Source organism: Sphaerotilus sp. FB-3 (genome assembly GCF_023706025.1).
Lineage (GTDB): Bacteria > Pseudomonadota > Gammaproteobacteria > Burkholderiales > Burkholderiaceae_C > Sphaerotilus > Sphaerotilus sulfidivorans.
Window position 1 is genome coordinate 78,268 of the sequence record NZ_BQWE01000011.1, and the last position, 15,887, is coordinate 94,154.

Annotated in this window: 16 protein-coding genes; 9 read left to right on the plus strand and 7 right to left on the minus strand. The window is 72.0% G+C overall.

All coding sequences use genetic code 11. From position 1 onward, the window contains the following. Positions 1-117 precede the first annotated feature (117 nt). Together NFT33_RS05405 and NFT33_RS05410 are read left to right on the plus strand one after the other, a co-directional pair. The gene (locus NFT33_RS05405; RefSeq protein ID WP_251673721.1) at positions 118-1,026 is read left to right on the plus strand and encodes a phosphoribosylaminoimidazolesuccinocarboxamide synthase; all 909 of its coding nucleotides are present in this window, start codon (positions 118-120) and stop codon (positions 1,024-1,026) included. A gap of 49 nt (positions 1,027-1,075) precedes the next feature. Further along, the gene (locus NFT33_RS05410) at positions 1,076-2,185 is read left to right on the plus strand and encodes a hypothetical protein (protein WP_220784723.1); all 1,110 of its coding nucleotides are present in this window, start codon (positions 1,076-1,078) and stop codon (positions 2,183-2,185) included. Here the strand turns inward: NFT33_RS05410 and NFT33_RS05415 are convergent. Beyond that, entirely contained in the window at positions 2,166-3,143 is a 978-nt protein-coding gene (locus tag NFT33_RS05415; RefSeq protein ID WP_251673723.1) for a tetratricopeptide repeat protein, read from the minus strand. The two genes, NFT33_RS05410 and NFT33_RS05415, sit on opposite strands and share 20 nt — an antisense overlap. Positions 3,144-3,331: 188 nt before the next feature. Here NFT33_RS05415 and purE point away from each other — a divergent pair, with 188 nt between their 5' ends. Genes purE through NFT33_RS05435 form a run of 4 tightly spaced genes read left to right on the plus strand, consistent with a single transcriptional unit; the run spans position 3,332 to position 7,044 of the window. Beyond that, entirely contained in the window at positions 3,332-3,808 is a 477-nt protein-coding gene (gene purE / locus NFT33_RS05420) for a 5-(carboxyamino)imidazole ribonucleotide mutase (protein ID WP_149505397.1), read from the plus strand. Then, positions 3,808-4,998 carry a 5-(carboxyamino)imidazole ribonucleotide synthase gene (locus tag NFT33_RS05425; RefSeq protein ID WP_251673725.1) on the plus strand — a complete coding sequence of 397 codons (1,191 nt, stop codon included), beginning with the start codon at positions 3,808-3,810 and terminating at the stop codon, positions 4,996-4,998. The genes purE and NFT33_RS05425 overlap by 1 nt, the downstream gene beginning before the upstream one ends. An 8-nt stretch (positions 4,999-5,006) precedes the next feature. Continuing rightward, positions 5,007-6,062, plus strand: coding sequence for an L-threonylcarbamoyladenylate synthase (locus tag NFT33_RS05430; RefSeq protein WP_251673727.1), 1,056 nt, complete (start codon positions 5,007-5,009; stop codon positions 6,060-6,062). A gap of 28 nt (positions 6,063-6,090) precedes the next feature. Beyond that, on the plus strand, positions 6,091-7,044 hold the full coding sequence (locus tag NFT33_RS05435; protein WP_251673729.1) for an SGNH/GDSL hydrolase family protein: 954 nt from the start codon (positions 6,091-6,093) through the stop codon (positions 7,042-7,044). A gap of 16 nt (positions 7,045-7,060) precedes the next feature. On the opposite strand, the gene NFT33_RS05440 is transcribed toward NFT33_RS05435, so the two are convergent. Then, positions 7,061-7,327: a SemiSWEET transporter gene (locus tag NFT33_RS05440; protein ID WP_149505396.1), complete on the minus strand. Its 267-nt coding sequence runs from the start codon at positions 7,325-7,327 to the stop codon at positions 7,061-7,063. Between the two features lie 17 nt (positions 7,328-7,344). Further along, positions 7,345-8,838 (minus strand): D-alanyl-D-alanine carboxypeptidase/D-alanyl-D-alanine endopeptidase, encoded by a 1,494-nt coding sequence (gene dacB, locus NFT33_RS05445; protein ID WP_251673731.1) that lies wholly within the window; start codon positions 8,836-8,838, stop codon positions 7,345-7,347. Positions 8,839-9,007: 169 nt separating this feature from the next. Here dacB and tsaB point away from each other — a divergent pair, with 169 nt between their 5' ends. From tsaB to NFT33_RS05460, 3 genes are read left to right on the plus strand one after another with little or no spacing between them, the layout of a single operon-like run. Continuing rightward, positions 9,008-9,751: a tRNA (adenosine(37)-N6)-threonylcarbamoyltransferase complex dimerization subunit type 1 TsaB gene (tsaB, locus tag NFT33_RS05450; protein ID WP_251673733.1), complete on the plus strand. Its 744-nt coding sequence runs from the start codon at positions 9,008-9,010 to the stop codon at positions 9,749-9,751. Next, a complete protein-coding gene (rimI, locus tag NFT33_RS05455) occupies positions 9,748-10,236 on the plus strand; it encodes a ribosomal protein S18-alanine N-acetyltransferase (RefSeq protein WP_251673735.1) in 489 nt (162 codons plus the stop codon). Before tsaB ends, rimI begins: the two co-directional genes overlap by 4 nt. After that, on the plus strand, positions 10,233-11,060 hold the full coding sequence (locus NFT33_RS05460) for a uracil-DNA glycosylase (RefSeq protein WP_251673737.1): 828 nt from the start codon (positions 10,233-10,235) through the stop codon (positions 11,058-11,060). Before rimI ends, NFT33_RS05460 begins: the two co-directional genes overlap by 4 nt. A 47-nt stretch (positions 11,061-11,107) precedes the next feature. Here the strand turns inward: NFT33_RS05460 and NFT33_RS05465 are convergent, their stop codons facing one another. From NFT33_RS05465 to ffh, 4 genes are all read right to left on the minus strand, one after another. After that, a complete protein-coding gene (locus NFT33_RS05465) occupies positions 11,108-12,196 on the minus strand; it encodes a magnesium transporter CorA family protein (protein ID WP_149504862.1) in 1,089 nt (362 codons plus the stop codon). Positions 12,197-12,207: 11 nt separating this feature from the next. Further along, positions 12,208-13,215: a porphobilinogen synthase gene (gene hemB, locus NFT33_RS05470; protein ID WP_251673739.1), complete on the minus strand. Its 1,008-nt coding sequence runs from the start codon at positions 13,213-13,215 to the stop codon at positions 12,208-12,210. A gap of 300 nt (positions 13,216-13,515) precedes the next feature. Further along, positions 13,516-14,292: a DUF2726 domain-containing protein gene (locus tag NFT33_RS05475; RefSeq protein WP_251673741.1), complete on the minus strand. Its 777-nt coding sequence runs from the start codon at positions 14,290-14,292 to the stop codon at positions 13,516-13,518. A 161-nt stretch (positions 14,293-14,453) separates the two neighbouring features. Beyond that, a complete protein-coding gene (gene ffh, locus NFT33_RS05480) occupies positions 14,454-15,848 on the minus strand; it encodes a signal recognition particle protein (RefSeq protein ID WP_149504859.1) in 1,395 nt (464 codons plus the stop codon). Between the last annotated feature and the right edge of the window lie 39 nt (positions 15,849-15,887).

Genomic DNA, 15,887 nt, shown 5'->3' on the forward strand with positions numbered 1-15,887 from the left:
CGCCTGCGCGTTTTTCCTGATCCGACGGCCCGCCCCTGGCGGGCCGTTCTTCTTGGTACCTGGGGTTGCGCCCCTACAATCGGCCGGTTCCAAGACAGCCTCAGCCGAGTCCACGCCGTGACCACCGCCCTGCACAACTCCAGCCTCCACTCCCTGCCGCTGCTCGCGCGCGGCAAGGTGCGCGACAACTACGCCGTCGGCGAGGACCGCATCCTGATGGTCGCCACCGACCGGCTGTCGGCCTTCGACGTCATCATGGAAGAGCCGATTCCCGGCAAGGGCGCGCTGCTGACCCAGGTCGCGCTGTTCTGGTTCTCGCGACTGGGCCACATCGTGCCGAACCACCTGACCGGCGAGGATCCGCTGTCGGTCGTGGCCGACGACGAGCGTGACCAGGTCCGCGACCGCTCGATGCTGGTCAAGCGCCTGAAGCCGCTGCCGGTCGAGGCGGTGGTGCGCGGCTACCTGGCCGGTTCGGGCTGGAAGGAATACCAGGACAGCCGCTCGGTCTGCGGCGTGGCGCTGCCCGAGGGCCTGACCAACGCGGCCAAGCTGCCCGCGCCGATCTTCACGCCGGCCACCAAGGCCGACGTCGGCGACCATGACGAGAACATCAGCTTCGACCGCATGGTCGAGATCATCGGCCGCGAGCTGGCCGAGCAGGTGCGCGACATCTCGATCCGCCTGTACACCACTGCGGCCGAGCATGCGCTGACCCGCGGCATCATCATCGCCGACACCAAGTTCGAGTTCGGCCTCGACGAGAACGGCGCGCTGGTGCTGATGGACGAGGTGCTGACGCCCGACTCCTCGCGCTACTGGCCGGTCGAGAGCTATGCCGCGGCGCTGGCCGCCGGCGAGAACCCGCCGAGCTTCGACAAGCAGTACCTGCGCGACTGGCTCGAGGCGGTGCGCATCGACGGCCAGCCGTGGGGCAAGGTCAAGCCGGCGCCGGCGCTGCCCGCCGAGGTGATCGAGCACACCGCGGCCAAGTACCGCGAGGCCCTCGAGCGTCTGATGGGCTGAGCCGGCACACCGGACGGATCCCGATCGCCCGCCGGCAGGTGAAGCGATGATGAACCGGCTGCTGTCCCGGCTCGATGACGCGATCGCCGCCTCGCGCCTGCCGCGCGAGGTGCCCCTGCTGCGTGCCGAGCGTGCGGTGGTGCTGGCGCGGCTCGGCGAGCTGGACCGCATGCGCCAGGAGGTGGCCACGCTCAGGGCCTCGCCCGAGATGCTGACGATGCCGGTGCTCAACGCCTGGCTGCTGCTGGCCGAGGGGCTGGGCGACTTCTACGCCGACCTGTCGCTGCGCTCGCACGAGCGGGTGCGCCGCTCGCTGGCGCTGGGCAAGGCCGCGCGCAATGCGCGGGTGCAGTCGCTGGCGGCGGCCTGGCTGGCGCATCTGGACTTCTATGTGCGCGACGATGCGTCCGCGCTCGAGCATGTCGCGCTGGCGCTCAAGCTGGCGCGGTCCGATCACCACGGCGCGCGCTCGCGCGCCAGCCTGGTGGTGGCGGGCATGCTGCACTACGCGCGCCGGGACGAGGAATCCCAGGCCTGGTACGCCCTGGCGCGTCGCCACGCCACCACCGAGGGTGACGGCGCCGCGCTCAGCTCCATCATGTACAACATGGCCTTCCTGCGGGTGCTCGACGCCCGGGTGGCCGATCTGCGCGATCCCGGCGGCTGCCCGGAGGGCGTGCTGCGCCGGGCGGTGCTGGGCACCGAGTCCTCGGTGCATCTGGACCGCAGCGTGCAGACCCGCGCGCTCAGCAACCATCCGCCGATGCGCCGGGCGCAGATCCTGCTGCTGACCGGCGAGATCGAGGCCGCGCTGGCGCTCTACGAGGAGCACACCCGCAAGGCGATCGAGGAGGGGCTCGGCGTCTCGGAAAGCGTGTTCCGTGCCGACCAGGCCTGGTGCCTGGCGATGCTCGGCCGCAGCGATGCGGCGCTGCGCACCGCCCGCGATGCCGAGGCCGCGCTCCATGGTGCGGTCGAGCCCGAGGATCTGGTCATCGCCCACGGCATGCTCGAGCGGGTCTTCCGCCGGCTCGGTCTCGACGAGGTGGCCGCGATCCATGAGGACCGCGGCGCGGCGCACTACCGCGTCTACAGCGACCGCATCGCGGCGCTGCTGGCCGGGCTGGACCGGCTGGGGCTCAGAACAGCGCCATGCTGAGCTTGCGGCGGTAGCTGTCGATCACCGGGTCGCCCGGCACGACCACCGCCTTGCCGGCGATCTCGACGGCGCCCTTCTTGGCTTCCGGCGTCGCGGCCTTCGGGGCCGGCTTGCTCATCAGCTCCAGGATGGCGACATAGGTCTTGCGCGCCAGGCCGTCGCTCCAGCCCTTGTCGCGCATCAGGATCTCGAGCAGCTCGTCCATCGCCTCGGTCATCGCGCCGGCGGCGAACAGGTGGCGTGCCAGCTCCAGCCGGGCAGCGAAGTCGCGCGGCGCGGCGGCGATGGCCGCGCGCAGCGCCTCGGGCGTGCGGCCGGCGGCGCGGGCGTCGCGCACCGCCTCGGCCGCCAGCAGCCCGTGCTCGAGCGCGGCGAAGCGCGCATCGGCCAGCGCGCGCGGCGCGACCTGCGCGTAGGCCTGGCGGGCCTCGGCCAGCGCCGCGTCGTCATGGCGGGCCATGCCCAGCAGCACCTTCAGGTAGTCGATCCAGGCGACGTCGTTGGCCGGATCGGTCTCGACCGCGGCGCGCAGTCGCTCCAGCACCGCGTGAATGTCCGGCTTGTCGCTGGCGAGCATCTGCTCGGCCTCCTCGACTTCCTCCTCGGCCTCGATCTGCTCGGGCGTGGCCACATGCTTGGCGAGGAACTCGCGGATCTGCGCCTCGGGGATGGCGCCGACGAAGCCGTCGACCGGCTGGCCCTGCGCGAACATCACGCAGAAGGGAATCGAGCGCACGCCGAACATCTGGCTGAGCTGGCCGGCGATCTCCGGCACCTCGTCGGCGTTGAGCTTGGCCAGCACGAAGCCGCCGGCGTATTCGGTCTCGAGCTTCTCGAGCACCGGGCCGAGCTGCTTGCACGGGCCGCACCACGGCGCCCAGATGTCGAGCAGCACCGGCTGCTGCATCGAGGCCTGGATCAGTTCGGATTCGAAGTTCTGGAGGGTGATGTCGATCATCGCGGCACCTGGTGGGTGGCATGCGCGCGGCGCATGCGCAGGGGTCTGGTCGGACGGGTCTGGCCGGTTCATCTGAGGGCGGCGCGGGGGAAAAGCAAGTCCGGCGCGGCCGGCGCGCCTAAAATCCCTCCTTTGCCCAAGCCCGGAGCCCCGCCTTGAACAGCGCCTCGCCCGTGGTCGGCATCGTCATGGGGTCCAACAGCGACTGGGACACCATGAAGAACGCCGCCCAGATTCTCGCCGACTTCGGCGTGCCCTTCGAAGCCCAGGTCGTCTCGGCGCACCGCATGCCCGACGACATGTTCCGCTACGCCGAGCGCGCGCGCGAGCGCGGCCTGCAGGCGATCATCGCCGGTGCCGGCGGCGCGGCCCACCTGCCGGGCATGCTCGCGGCCAAGACGCCGGTGCCGGTGCTCGGCGTGCCGGTGGCCAGCCGCCATCTGCAGGGCGTGGACTCGCTGCATTCGATCGTGCAGATGCCCAAGGGCGTGCCGGTGGCGACCTTCGCGATCGGCGTGGCTGGCGCGGCCAACGCGGCGCTGTTCGCGGTCGCGCTGCTGGCCAACCACGACGAGCGGCTGCGCGCCGAACTCGATGCCTTCCGCGCCCGCCAGACCGAGGCGGCCCGCGCGATGGAGCTGACGCCGCTGGAGGGCCAGGGCTGATGACGATCCGACTGCTGCCCGGCGACCGCGCCGCGGCCGATCCCGAGCGCGCGCTGACGCTGGGCGTCATGGGCGGCGGCCAGCTCGGCCGCATGTTCGTCCACGCCGCGCAGCAGCTCGGCTTCCGCACCGCGGTGCTCGATCCGGACGCGACCAGTCCGGCCGGGCTGGTGGCGCACGCGCATGTGCAGGCCGAGTACCTCGACGAGGCCGGCCTGCAGGCGCTGGCCGACACCGCCGACGCGATCACCACCGAGTTCGAGAACGTGCCGGCCGAGGCGCTGCGCCGGCTGGCCGAGCGACGCCCGGTCGCGCCCTCGGGCGATGCGGTGGCGGTCTGCCAGGACCGCGCCGCCGAGAAGGCCCATTTCGTCGGCTGCGGCGTGCCGGTGGCGCCGCATGCGGTGATCGCCGACGAGGCCGCGCTGGCCGCGGTCTCCGACGATCTGCTGCCCGGCATCCTGAAGACCGCCCGCATGGGCTACGACGGCAAGGGCCAGATCCGTGTGGCCGACCGCGCCGCGCTGGAGGCCGGCTGGGCGGAGCTCGGGCGCGTCACCTGCGTGCTGGAGAAGCGCCTGCCGCTGGCCTTCGAGGTCAGCGTGATCGTGGCACGCGGGCGCGACGGCCGTGTCGTCGCCTTCCCGCTGCAGCAGAACCTGCACCGCGACGGCATCCTGGCGGTCACCACGGTGCCGGCGCCGGCCGGCACGCCCGCGCTGGAGGCCGAGGCCATCGGCTGCGCCGCGCGCATCGCCGCCGACCTGGGCTATGTCGGCGTGCTGTGCATCGAGTTCTTCATCCTGGAGGACGGCTCGCTGGTCGCCAACGAGATGGCGCCGCGCCCGCACAACTCCGGCCACCACACGATCGATTCCTGCGACCTGTCGCAGTTCGACCTGCAGGTGCGCGCGATGGCCGGTCTGCCGCTGGCCAAGCCGCGGCTGCATTCGCCCACCGTGATGCTGAACCTCCTGGGCGATCTCTGGTTCGACGCTGCTGACGCGGAGCGCACGCCCGACTGGGCCGCGGTGCTGGCGCTGCCCGGGGCGAACCTGCACCTGTACGGCAAGGAGTCCGCGCGGCGCGGCCGCAAGATGGGCCACCTGACGATCACCGGCGCGACGCCGGCGGCTGCGCGCGAGACCGCGCTGCAGGCCGCGGCGCTGCTGGGCATCGCGCCGTTCTGAGCCGCGCCATGCCGCGCCTGCTCGATGCCACGACGCCCGCAGCGCTGACCGCCGCGGTGACCGAGGCCGCCGCGCGCCTGGCCGCCGGCGATCTGGTCGCCTTGCCCACCGAGACGGTCTACGGCCTGGGCGCGCGCGCCGACCGGGCCGAGGCGGTCGCCAGGATCTTCGCCGCCAAGGGCCGGCCGAGCGATCACCCGCTGATCGTGCATGTCGCCGACGCGGCCGGCGCCGAGGTGTTCGCGGAGGGCGGCGCGCTGCCCGAGGTGGCGCGGCGCCTGGTCGCGGCCTTCTGGCCGGGGCCGCTGACGGTCATCGTGCCGCGCCGCGAGGGGCTGGCCGCCGAGGCCGCCGGCGGCCAGGACACCGTCGGTCTGCGCTGCCCCGATCATCCGGTCGCGCTGGCGCTGCTGCGCGAGGCGGCCGGCCTGGGCGTGCCCGGCGTGGCCGCGCCGAGCGCCAACCGCTTCGGCCGCGTCAGCCCGACGCAGGCCGCGCATGTGGTGTCCGAATTCGAGGGCATCGCCGGCCAGGACGACCTGCGGGTGCTCGACGGCGGCGACTGCGAGGTCGGCATCGAGTCGACCATCATCGACTGCAGCCGCGAGCATGGCCGGCCGGTGCTGCTGCGCCCCGGGCGGCTGACGGTGGCCGAGATCGAGGCCGCCGCCGGCCAGGCGCTGGTGGCCCGGGACGGCTCGGCGCCGCGCGCCTCGGGCACGCTGGAGGCGCACTACGCGCCGACCGCCAAGGTGCGGCTGATGACGGCCGCGCAGATCGACGCGGCGCTGACGGTCTGGGGCGCGAGCACGCCGGCGCAGGCAAAGGGCGCGACATCTTCCGCACCGACGCTGGCGGTATATTCCCGCAGCGCCCGCGCCGCGGTCGCCGGCACGGTGCTGTGCCGGATGCCGGCGGATGCGGCCGCGGCCGCGCACGCGCTGTTCGCCGACCTGCGCGCGCTCGATGCCAGCGGCGTGCCGCTGATCTGGGTCGAGATGCCGCCGGACGATGCCGCCTGGGATGGCGTGCGCGACCGGCTGCAGCGCGCCGCCGCGGCCTGAGCGCCGAGAACCCCTCGCTGGAGATTGCATGAGAGTCCTGAAGTCCATCCTCGTCCCGGCGGCCCTGGCCGCGCTGCTGGCCGCCTGCGGCGGCTCCGAGCGGGTCGAGGACTATGTGCCGACGAAGCTGGTCGCCTTTGGCGACGAGCTCAGCGTCATCAACAGCGACGGCAGCAAATACGGCGTCAACGCGCTGAAGACCAATTCGACCGAACTGGACTGCGCGACCTACCCGGTCTGGCCGCAGGCGGTGGCCTCGGGCTATGGCCTGGTCTTCCCGCAGTGCAACAGCTCCGGCGTGCTGACCACCTCGGCCGAGATGAAAGCGGTGGCGGGCGCCAAGGTCGCCGATGTGGTCGCTGCGGTGCAGGCCTATCAGGGCACGACCGGCTTCACCCGCTCCACGCTGGTCACGCTGATGGCCGGCCAGAACGACATCCTGGCGGCCTATGCCGACTGGGTGGCCGGCACGCTGACCCGCACCCAGGCCACAGCGCAGGTCGCGGCCGCCGGCAAGACGCTGGGCACGCTGGTCAACACCATCACCGCCTCGGGCAACGGGGGCCGGGTGCTCTACGCCACGCCGCCCGACATCGGCTACTCGCCGTTCGCTGCGTCCGAGGTGGCCAGCGCCGGCTCGGAGGACCGCCGCACGATGCTGCGCGATCTGACGGCCGCCTTCGTCGAGGCGATGCGCCTGGCGGTCACCAATGACGGCGCCTACGCCGCGCTGATCACCGCCGACCAGCTCACCGTCAGCATGGCCACGAACACCAACCTTTCCGCCTACTCGCTGACCAACAACACCGAGGCGGCCTGCACCGTCACGCCGCTGACCTCGTGCACCGTGGCGACGCTGGTGTCGGGTGCCGCGTCCAGCGGCACCACCTACCTGTGGGCCGACGCCAAGGTGCCGGGCCCGAACTGGCAGGCCCGGGTCGGCAGCGCCGCGCTGAGCCGCGCCCGCAACAACCCGTTCTGAGCGTTCCCGCCCGGTCTCAGGCCGGGCGGCGACCGAACCAGAGCTTCATGCCGAGGATCGAGGTCGCCAGCGCCAGCGTCAGCGCGTTGGCGATGATGACCGGCCAGGCCCCGAGCATCACCCCGTAGACCAGCCACAGCCCGACACCGAGCGTGAAGGCGCTGTACATCGACAGCGAGATGCCGCTGACATCGCGGGTGCGCAGCGTCAGCAGCGCCTGCGGCAGGAAGGACAGCGTCGTCAGCAGCGCGGCGACGAGGCCGATCAGCTCGTTCAAGGGCAGGGCGGTCGGATCGAGACTCACTGGGAATCCTTCGAGGCAGAGAAAGTGGCCGGGCCGGGGCGGGCGAGATCGTCGGCGGCCCAGCGCACGACCTCGTCGAGCACGGCGCGCGCCTGGGCGCTGCCGGCTTTCGGATGGTTCAGGATGGCGACCAGCGCATGGCGGCGGCCGTCGTCGCCGTGCACATAGCCGGCGAGTGCGGCCACGCCGTCGAGCGAGCCGGTCTTCAGATGCGCGCGGCCGCTGGCGCCGACCAGCCGGCGCGCGGTGGTCTCGATGCCGGCCACCGGCAGCGAGGCCAGCAGCTCCGGCATCCACGGCTGGCGCCAGGACCACTGCAGCAGCCGGCCCAGGCAGCGCGGCGTCAGGCGCTCCTGGCGTGACAGGCCCGAGCCGTTGTCGATCACCAGCTCGCCCTCGCGGCAGCCGCGCGCCAGCGCCAGCGCCTGCACCTCGGCCCGGGCCGCCTCGAAGGTGGCGGGCTGCGCCGGCTGACCCGGTGCCAGCGCCAGCAGCACCTGCTGCGCGATCATGTTGTTGCTGTGCTTGTTCATGTCGCGCAGCACCTCGGGCAGGGCTGGCGAGCTCCATTCGGTCAGTACGCTCGCGCCGGCCGGCGTGAGGCCTTCGCGCACCCGGCCCTGGATGCGTCCACCCAGCGCCAGCCATTGCGCCTCGATCGCCCGGGCGGCAAAGCCGGCGGGCGCCGGCTCCGGGAAGGCGATCGGCCAGCTGCGCTCGCCGCAGGCAGCGGCCAGGCGCCCGGTCAGCCGGGGGCGCGACAGATCGGTGAAGTCCGGCGCCAGCTGGGTGCGCCAGTCCTGGCACTCGCCGCCGGTCAGCGGCACGGTCTCGGGCCACTGCACGCCGGCCAGCGGCAGATCGACCGCGATGCGCGCCACGCCGCGCGCCGGATCGGGCCGCAGCGTCAGCACCACGCTGCGGTGTGCCACCATCAGCGCGTCCGGGCCGACGTTGTAGGGCCGCAGCGGCTGGCCGTCGAAGGCGGCCGGATCATGGGCGGGCAGGGCGTAGGCGCTGCGATCCAGGATCAGGTCGCCGTCGATCGTGGCGCCGCCGGCATCCATCGCCTGGCGCAGCAGCAGCGCCAGGCGCTCTGCGGTCAGGCGCGGGTCGCCGCTGCCGCGCAGGATGCGGTCCGGCCCGGCGGCCAGCACCGGGGTGCGCCAGGCGTGCACCGGCCCGAGCCGCTCCAGCGCCGCGATCGCGGTCACCAGCTTCATCACCGAGGCCGGGGCGACCGCCTCGGCCGGGCGCAGCGCCAGCCGCACCTCGCCGCCCTCGGCCGGCGCGACCCAGGCCGACAGTGCGCCCGGCTCGATGCGCGCACGCTCGAGCGCGACCCGCACGCTTGTGGGCACGGTCTCGGCGCTCGGTCCGGCGGGCGGTTCGGCCTGCGCGCTGCAGGCCGTGGCGACCAGCAGCAGCGGCAGCACGGTCAGCAGCGGTCGCAGTCCGGCGTGACGCGGGGTCGAAAGCAGGGCGGGCATGGGGGTCATCAGGGAAAGCCCTGATGATACGGATCAAGGCGCGCTCCGGTTGACGCTCAGGCCTTCCTCTGACCGTGCTTTTTCCGGCTCCGGCCCGGATCCGGCGTGAATGGCTCGCGCCGGGAGGCGGCCGCTACACTGGCGGACCGCCGTCGCTCGCTCCGCCCTCATGTCCTCGCCCCGTCTTCTTGCGGTCGATACCGCCACCGACACCGTCCACCTCGTGCTGGTCGATGGCCCGGACCGGCTTGTCCGGGCGCTGCCCGGCGGCGCGCAGGCCTCGGCGACGCTGCTGCCGCAGGTCGCCGAGCTGCTGGCCGAGGCCGGGCTGGCGCTGCGCGATCTCGACGCGATCGGCTATGGCCGGGGGCCCGGCGCCTTCACCGGCCTGCGCACCGCCTGCGCGATCGCGCAGGGACTGGCGGTCGGCGCCGGCCGGCCGATGCTGGCGCTCGACACGCTGGCGGCGCTGGCGGCATGTGCGCGGCGCCGGCTCGGTGCCGAAGCCACCCCGGCGGTCTGGAGCGCGCTCGACGCGCGCATGGGCGAGATCTACGCGGCCCGCTGGACCGCGGTGCCCGGCGGCGGCTGGCAGGCCGACGGCGCGGTCGCGCTGTGGTCGCCGGCGGCGCTGGCCGAGGCGATCGCCGCGTGCCCGGCCCCGATCGCCGGCAACGCGCTGCTGGCGCAGGCCGAGGTGCTGCAGCCGCTGGCCGCCGCGCTCGGCCTGGCGACCGATGCGCAGGCGGTGCCCGACGGCCTGGCGCTGGCCGAGCTGGCGTGTGCGGCCTGGGCGGCCGGCGCGACGCTCGATCCGGCGGTGGCGCTGCCGCTCTATGTGCGCGACAAGGTCGCGCAGACCACCGCCGAGCGCGAGGCCGCGGCCCGCGCCGCCCGAGGGGAGGCCGCATGAGCGCCGCTGCCGGTGGGGGCGAGCCGGTGCTGCTGCCGATGGGCGTGCAGCTGCTCGACGCGGTGATGGCGATCGAGGTGCGCGCCTATCCCTTTCCGTGGAGCCGCGGCAACTTCGTCGACTCGATCGCGGCCGGCTACCTGACGCGCTGCCTGGTCTCGCCCGAGGGCGAGCTGCTGGGCTATCTGGTGGCGATGGCGGGCTTTCGCGAGTGGCATCTGCTGAACGTGACGGTCTCGCCCGAGCACCAGGGCCGCGGACTGGCACGCCAGCTGATGCAGGCGCTGCGCGAGCATGCCGAGACCGAGGGCGCCGACTGCCTGTGGCTGGAGGTCCGCCCCAGCAACCACCGCGCCCGGGCGCTCTATGCGCGGCTGGGCTATGCGCAGGTCGGCGTGCGGCGCGACTACTACCCGGATGCGGGCGGCCGGCGCGAGGACGCGCTGGTGCTGTGCCTCGAACTGCAGCCCGGAGCGGCCGGATGAGCGCACGCTGGAGCGACCGGCAGCAGGCGATGCTGCGCGAGATGGGCGTGACGCTGTGGCTGCCGCCGGCGCCTGCGGAGGTGCCCTTGCCCGAGGTGACGGCGCCCGTGCCGGCCCAGGCGCCGGTGGCATCTCCTTCGCCCGCGCCGGTCCGGATGTCCCGGCCGGTGGCCGCACCGGCCGAGGCGAATTCGCCGTCTGCGCCACGGCCGCTGGCCGCGCGCCCGTCCGGCGTGGCGGCCATGGACTGGCCGGCGCTGCGCGAGGCGGTCGCCGGCTGCGAGGCCTGCGGCCTGTGCCGCAGCCGCCGCAACACCGTCTTCGGCGTCGGCCATGCGCAGGCGCAGTGGATGATCATCGGCGAGGCCCCCGGCGAGCAGGAAGACCGGCAGGGCGAGCCCTTCGTCGGCAAGGCCGGCCAGCTGCTCGACAACATGCTGCGCGCGGTCGGCCTGACCCGCGACGAGGCCGTGCCGGAGCAGCAGGTCTACATCGCCAACGTGCTGAAGTGCCGCCCGCCGATGAACCGCAATCCCGAGCCGCAGGAGGTCGCGCAGTGCGAGCCCTTCCTGAAGCGCCAGGTCGAGCTGGTGGCGCCGAAGCTGATCCTGGCGATGGGGCGCTTCGCGGTGCAGTCGATCCTGCAGACCGGCGAGCCGATCGGGCGGCTGCGCGGGCGGGTGCATGCCTACCAGGGCGTGCCGGTGGTGGTCACCTACCACCCGGCCTATCTGCTGCGCAACCCGGCCGACAAGGCGCGCTCCTGGGACGATCTCTGCCTGGCGCGCGAGGTGCTGCGCGGCGGCGGCCCGGCACCGGCCTGAGCGCTTCGCGCTGGTTCCGTGGCCCGGCCGTCCGGCTGGACGGCCGTTCAGTGGCGGGTGCCCAGATAGCGCTTGCGCCAGAACAGTGCGCCCAGCCCGCCGCCGATGCCCGCCATCAGCAGCAGCGCGATCCAGAAGCCGGTCGCGTCGTGGATCAGCGGCAGCGCGTCGAAGTTCATGCCGAAGATGCCGGTGATCAGGTTCAGCGGCAGGAAGATCGCGGTCAGCACGGTGAGGGTGCGCATGATGTCGTTGGTGCGCTGGCCGACCGCCGAGAAATGCATCTGCACCGCGCTCTCGATCGAGGATTCCAGCCGGCGCACATGGCCGAGCACCCGTTCGATGTGCTCGAGCACATCGCGCGAGCGCACCCGCAGCAGCTCGCGCTCGCGCCGTGCCTGGTTGTCGGTTTCGACCGGCCACTCGTCGAGCGCGTCGATCCATTCCTGCACCGCGCTGCGCTGGTCCTCGCAGATGTCCTCGAGCATGTGCAGCGTGTTGCGCGACTCCAGCAGCATCTGCCAGTCGACGCTGCGGCTGCGCGGGCCGAACAGCTCCTGCTGCAGCGTCGCGAGCTGGCGGGTCAGCAGCCGGCGCAGCTCGAGGTAGCTGTCGACCATGTGGTTGACGATGCGCAGCATCAGGTCGGCCGGACTGGGCGGGATGCGGCTGCTGCCGTTGCCGCCTGCCGGCATCTGCAGCAGCCGCTGCGCGAAGTGGTCGCGCACCTGGCAGTCGGCCGGATGCACCGTCAGCAGCAGCCGGTCATAGACCGCGAAGCCGACCGGACTGGTGTCGATCGCCTGCAGTGCCCGCCGCGCCGAGGCCAGCGTGCCGTGCTCCTCGTCGAGGAACAGACCGCTGCTGCCGGGGGCGGCCGCCAGCCGGCGAAAGACCATCAGGTCGTACCAGGAGGTGTAGTCGAACTGCGAGGGCAGCTGGTTGCTGAGCAGGTCGGACACATGCAGATCGACCAGCGGCCCGCAGCCCCACTGGTGCAGCCGCGACTGCAGCACCGGGGAGCCGACCTCGAACTCGCGCCGCGCGCTGGCGATCCAGACGAAGCCGCGTGCCGGCAGCGCGTCGGGCAGGGCCTCGAGCTCGGTGCAGGTCTCGGCGATCAGGAAGATCCGCATCCCGGGCCTGCTCAGCCCTGCTGGCGCATCCGCCGCGCCGCCTCGATCGCGAAGTAGGTCAGGATGCCGTCGGCGCCGGCGCGCTTGAAGCCCAGCAGCGACTCCATCATCACCGCGTCGTGGTCGAGCCAGCCGTTGAGCGCGGCGGCCTTCAGCATCGCGTATTCGCCGCTGACCTGATAGGCGAAGGTCGGCACGCGGAACTCGTCCTTCACCCGGCGCACGATGTCCAGATACGGCATGCCGGGCTTGACCATCACCATGTCGGCGCCCTCGGCGATGTCCAGCGCCACCTCGCGCAGCGCCTCGTCGCTGTTGCCCGGGTCCATCTGGTAGACCTTCTTGTCGCTCTTGCCGAGGTTGCCGGCCGAGCCGACCGCGTCGCGGAAAGGGCCGTAGAAGCTGCTCGCGTACTTGGCGCTGTAGGCCATGATCCGGGTGTGGATCAGCCGGCGGGCCTCCAGGGCCTCGCGGATGGCGCCGATGCGCCCGTCCATCATGTCGCTCGGGGCGACGATGTCCACGCCGGCCTCGGCCTGGGTCAGCGCCTGCTGCACCAGCACCTCGATGGTCTCGTCGTTGAGCACATAGCCGGTGTCGTCGATCAGGCCGTCCTGGCCGTGGCTGGTGTAGGGGTCGAGCGCGACATCGGTCATCACGCCCAGCTCGGGGAAGCGGCGCTTGAGCTCGCGCACCACCGTCGGCACCAGGCCTTCCGGGTTGCAGGCCTCGCGGCCGTCGGGTGTCTTGCCTTCCGGGCCGAGCACCGGGAACAGCGCCATCACCGGAATGCCCAGCTCGACGCACTGCTCGGCCACCGGCAGCAGCTGGTCGAGGCTGCGGCGCTGCACGCCCGGCATCGAGCCGACCTCCTGCACCTGGCCCTGACCCTCCAGCACGAAGACCGGATAGATCAGGTCGCTTGCATGCAGTCGGTGTTCGCGCACCAGATCGCGGGTGAAGGCGTCGCGGCGCAGGCGACGGGGGCGGTGCAGCGGATGGCGAGCGGAGGTCGGCATGGGCAGGATCGATGGAAGCGGAGGATTCGTGAGTTGCGGCACGCGGATCACGCGGCCTGCCAAGGCCTGCCAGTGTCGGCGAAGTCCTGCCGATCGCCTACACCACGCGCACACGCAAAGCCACCGGGAGACTCCGGGCATTGTCAAAACCGGGGGCGGTGTTAAGATTCATCCTGAATGACACGCCGCTCGGCGTTCATTCCCTGCTTTTCCTCCCTGAGCAGGTGCCTTACCGTGTTGACAGCGCTAAGGCTTCGAAGCCCCGGCACATGCCGGGGCTCTTTTTTTGTCTTCTCGTTTTCAGCGCGACTGCAGGACCGGCGCAGCACGGCCTGGTGCCAGCGCCTGTGGCGGCATTGGCGCATCGATCGACACATCCACGCCTTCGTCGAGCCGGACCGGCTGGGTGGCATGCAGCTCGTCGAACCAGGTGCTGCGCGGCGGATCGAGGTCGCGCGTGCCCGGGCGGCGTGCGCCAGCCTGGCCCAGCGGGTGGGTGTCCGGTCCGGTGTCGACATGACGCTCGGCATCCTGGTCCTCGGGCAGCAGGGCCCGGCGAACCGCCACCGGATCCGGCAGGACCGACTCGTTCCAGACATGCAGCGGAATGCCCGCAGCGCGCAGCACCCGCTCGACGCGCTGGTGGCGCTTGCGGGCCCGCTCGGATTCGGTCCTGTCGGCCTGGCGCACCTCGATGATGGCCACCACGTTCGAGGCGGCGTCGCACACCATCAGGTCGACGCAGACATGACCGACGCGGCGCAGCCATTCGACATACGACAGCCGCGTCGGCACCTTGATGAAGTGCGACAGCGGCACCTGCGCCAGGATCAGATGGCCGGGCATCGCCCGACGCAGCACCTCCATCGCGCACTGGTGGCGAACCGTCAGCACCCGGGTGGCTTCCGGCGGCCAGCCGATCACCGTGTCGACCGCATCGAGCGTGCGCGGCCGTCCCGGGCGGCTGGCCGGGGTGCCGCGCTGGGCACGGAGCCGCCAGGCCAGCAGGGCGACGAGGATCAGGCCGCCCGCCAGAAGCAGTGCGCCATCGAGTGGGTTGGCAAGTGAAAAATCCATTCCGTCAAGCTATCTTTGCGGATGCTTGACGTCAATCCCGCCAAGGGTGTGATGGATGTAACAGAAGTCGGGGTGGTACCCAGGTCACCGATGCGGCGTTACAACTGTGAGTCTTCGCTTGAAAACACCACCAGGGGTTTCAGTGGCCGGGCCCGGCCCTGTCAGAACCCCATGCCGCCCATGCCCCCCATGCCGCCGCCCATGCCGGGCAGGCCCTTCTTGCCGCCGAAGCGCTTCATCATCTTCATCAGGCCGCCGCCCTTCATCTTCTTCATCATGCCCTGCATCTGCTCGAACTGGTTGAGCAGGCGGTTGACCTCCTGGACCTGAACGCCGGCACCGGCGGCGATGCGGCGCTTGCGGCTGGCCTTGATCAGCTCGGGCTTGCGGCGCTCCAGCGGCGTCATCGAGCGGATGATGCCCTCCATGCGGCGCACATCGCGCTCGGCCTTGTTCATGTCGGCCTGGCCGGCCTTGGCGGCCAGCTCGGTCGGCAGCTTGTCGAGCAGGCCCGACAGCCCGCCCATCTTCTTCATCTGGCTGATCTGGGCCAGGAAGTCGTCGAGGTCGAAGCCGCCGCCGCCCTTGACCTTCTCGGCGAGCTTCTGCGCAGCCTCGATGTCGACGCCCTTCTGGACTTCCTCGACCAGCGCGACGATGTCGCCCATGCCGAGCACGCGCCCGGCGTGGCGCTCGGCGTCGAAGACTTCCAGCCCGTCGATCTTCTCGGACACGCCGGCGAACTTGATCGGCGCGCCGGTGATCTGGCGCACTGACAGGGCCGCGCCGCCGCGGCTGTCGCCGTCGAGCTTGGTCAGCACGATGCCGGTCAGCGGCAGCGCCTCCTTGAAGGCGCGCGCGGTGTTGATGGCGTCCTGGCCCTGCATCGCGTCGACGACGAACAGCGTCTCGACCGGGTCGAGCGTGGCGTGCAGGTCGCGGATCTCGGCCATCAGCGCCTCGTCGATCGCCAGGCGGCCGGCGGTGTCGACCAGCAGCACGTCGATGAAGTGCTTCTTCGCGTAGTCCAGCGCGGCCAGCGCGATGTCGCGCGGCTTCTGGTCGCCGGAGGAGGGAAACCACTCGCCGCCGGCCTGCTTGGTCACGGTCTTGAGCTGCTCGATCGCGGCCGGGCGGTAGACGTCGGCCGAGACGGTCAGCACCTTCTTCTTGCGGCGCTCGATCAGGTGCCGGGTCAGCTTGGCGGTGGTGGTGGTCTTGCCGGCGCCCTGCAGACCGGCCATCAGGATGATCGCCGGCGGCTGGGTGGCCAGGTTCAGGTCGGCCACGCCCTCGCCCATGGTCGCGGCCAGCTCCTTGTGCACGATGCTCACCAGCACCTGGCCGGGCGTCAGCGAGTTGGCGACCTCGGCGCCGAGCGCGCGTTCCTTGACGCGGGCGATGAAGTCGCGCACCACCGGCAGCGCCACGTCCGCCTCCAGCAGCGCCATGCGCACCTCGCGCAGCATGTCCTGCACGTTCGATTCGGTGATGCGGGCCTGGCCCCGCATCGTCTTGACCATGCGTGACAGGCGTTCAGAAAGAGCGGAGGCCATCGGGTGTCCCGGGTAAGGAGGATAAGTACACTGTGCGGG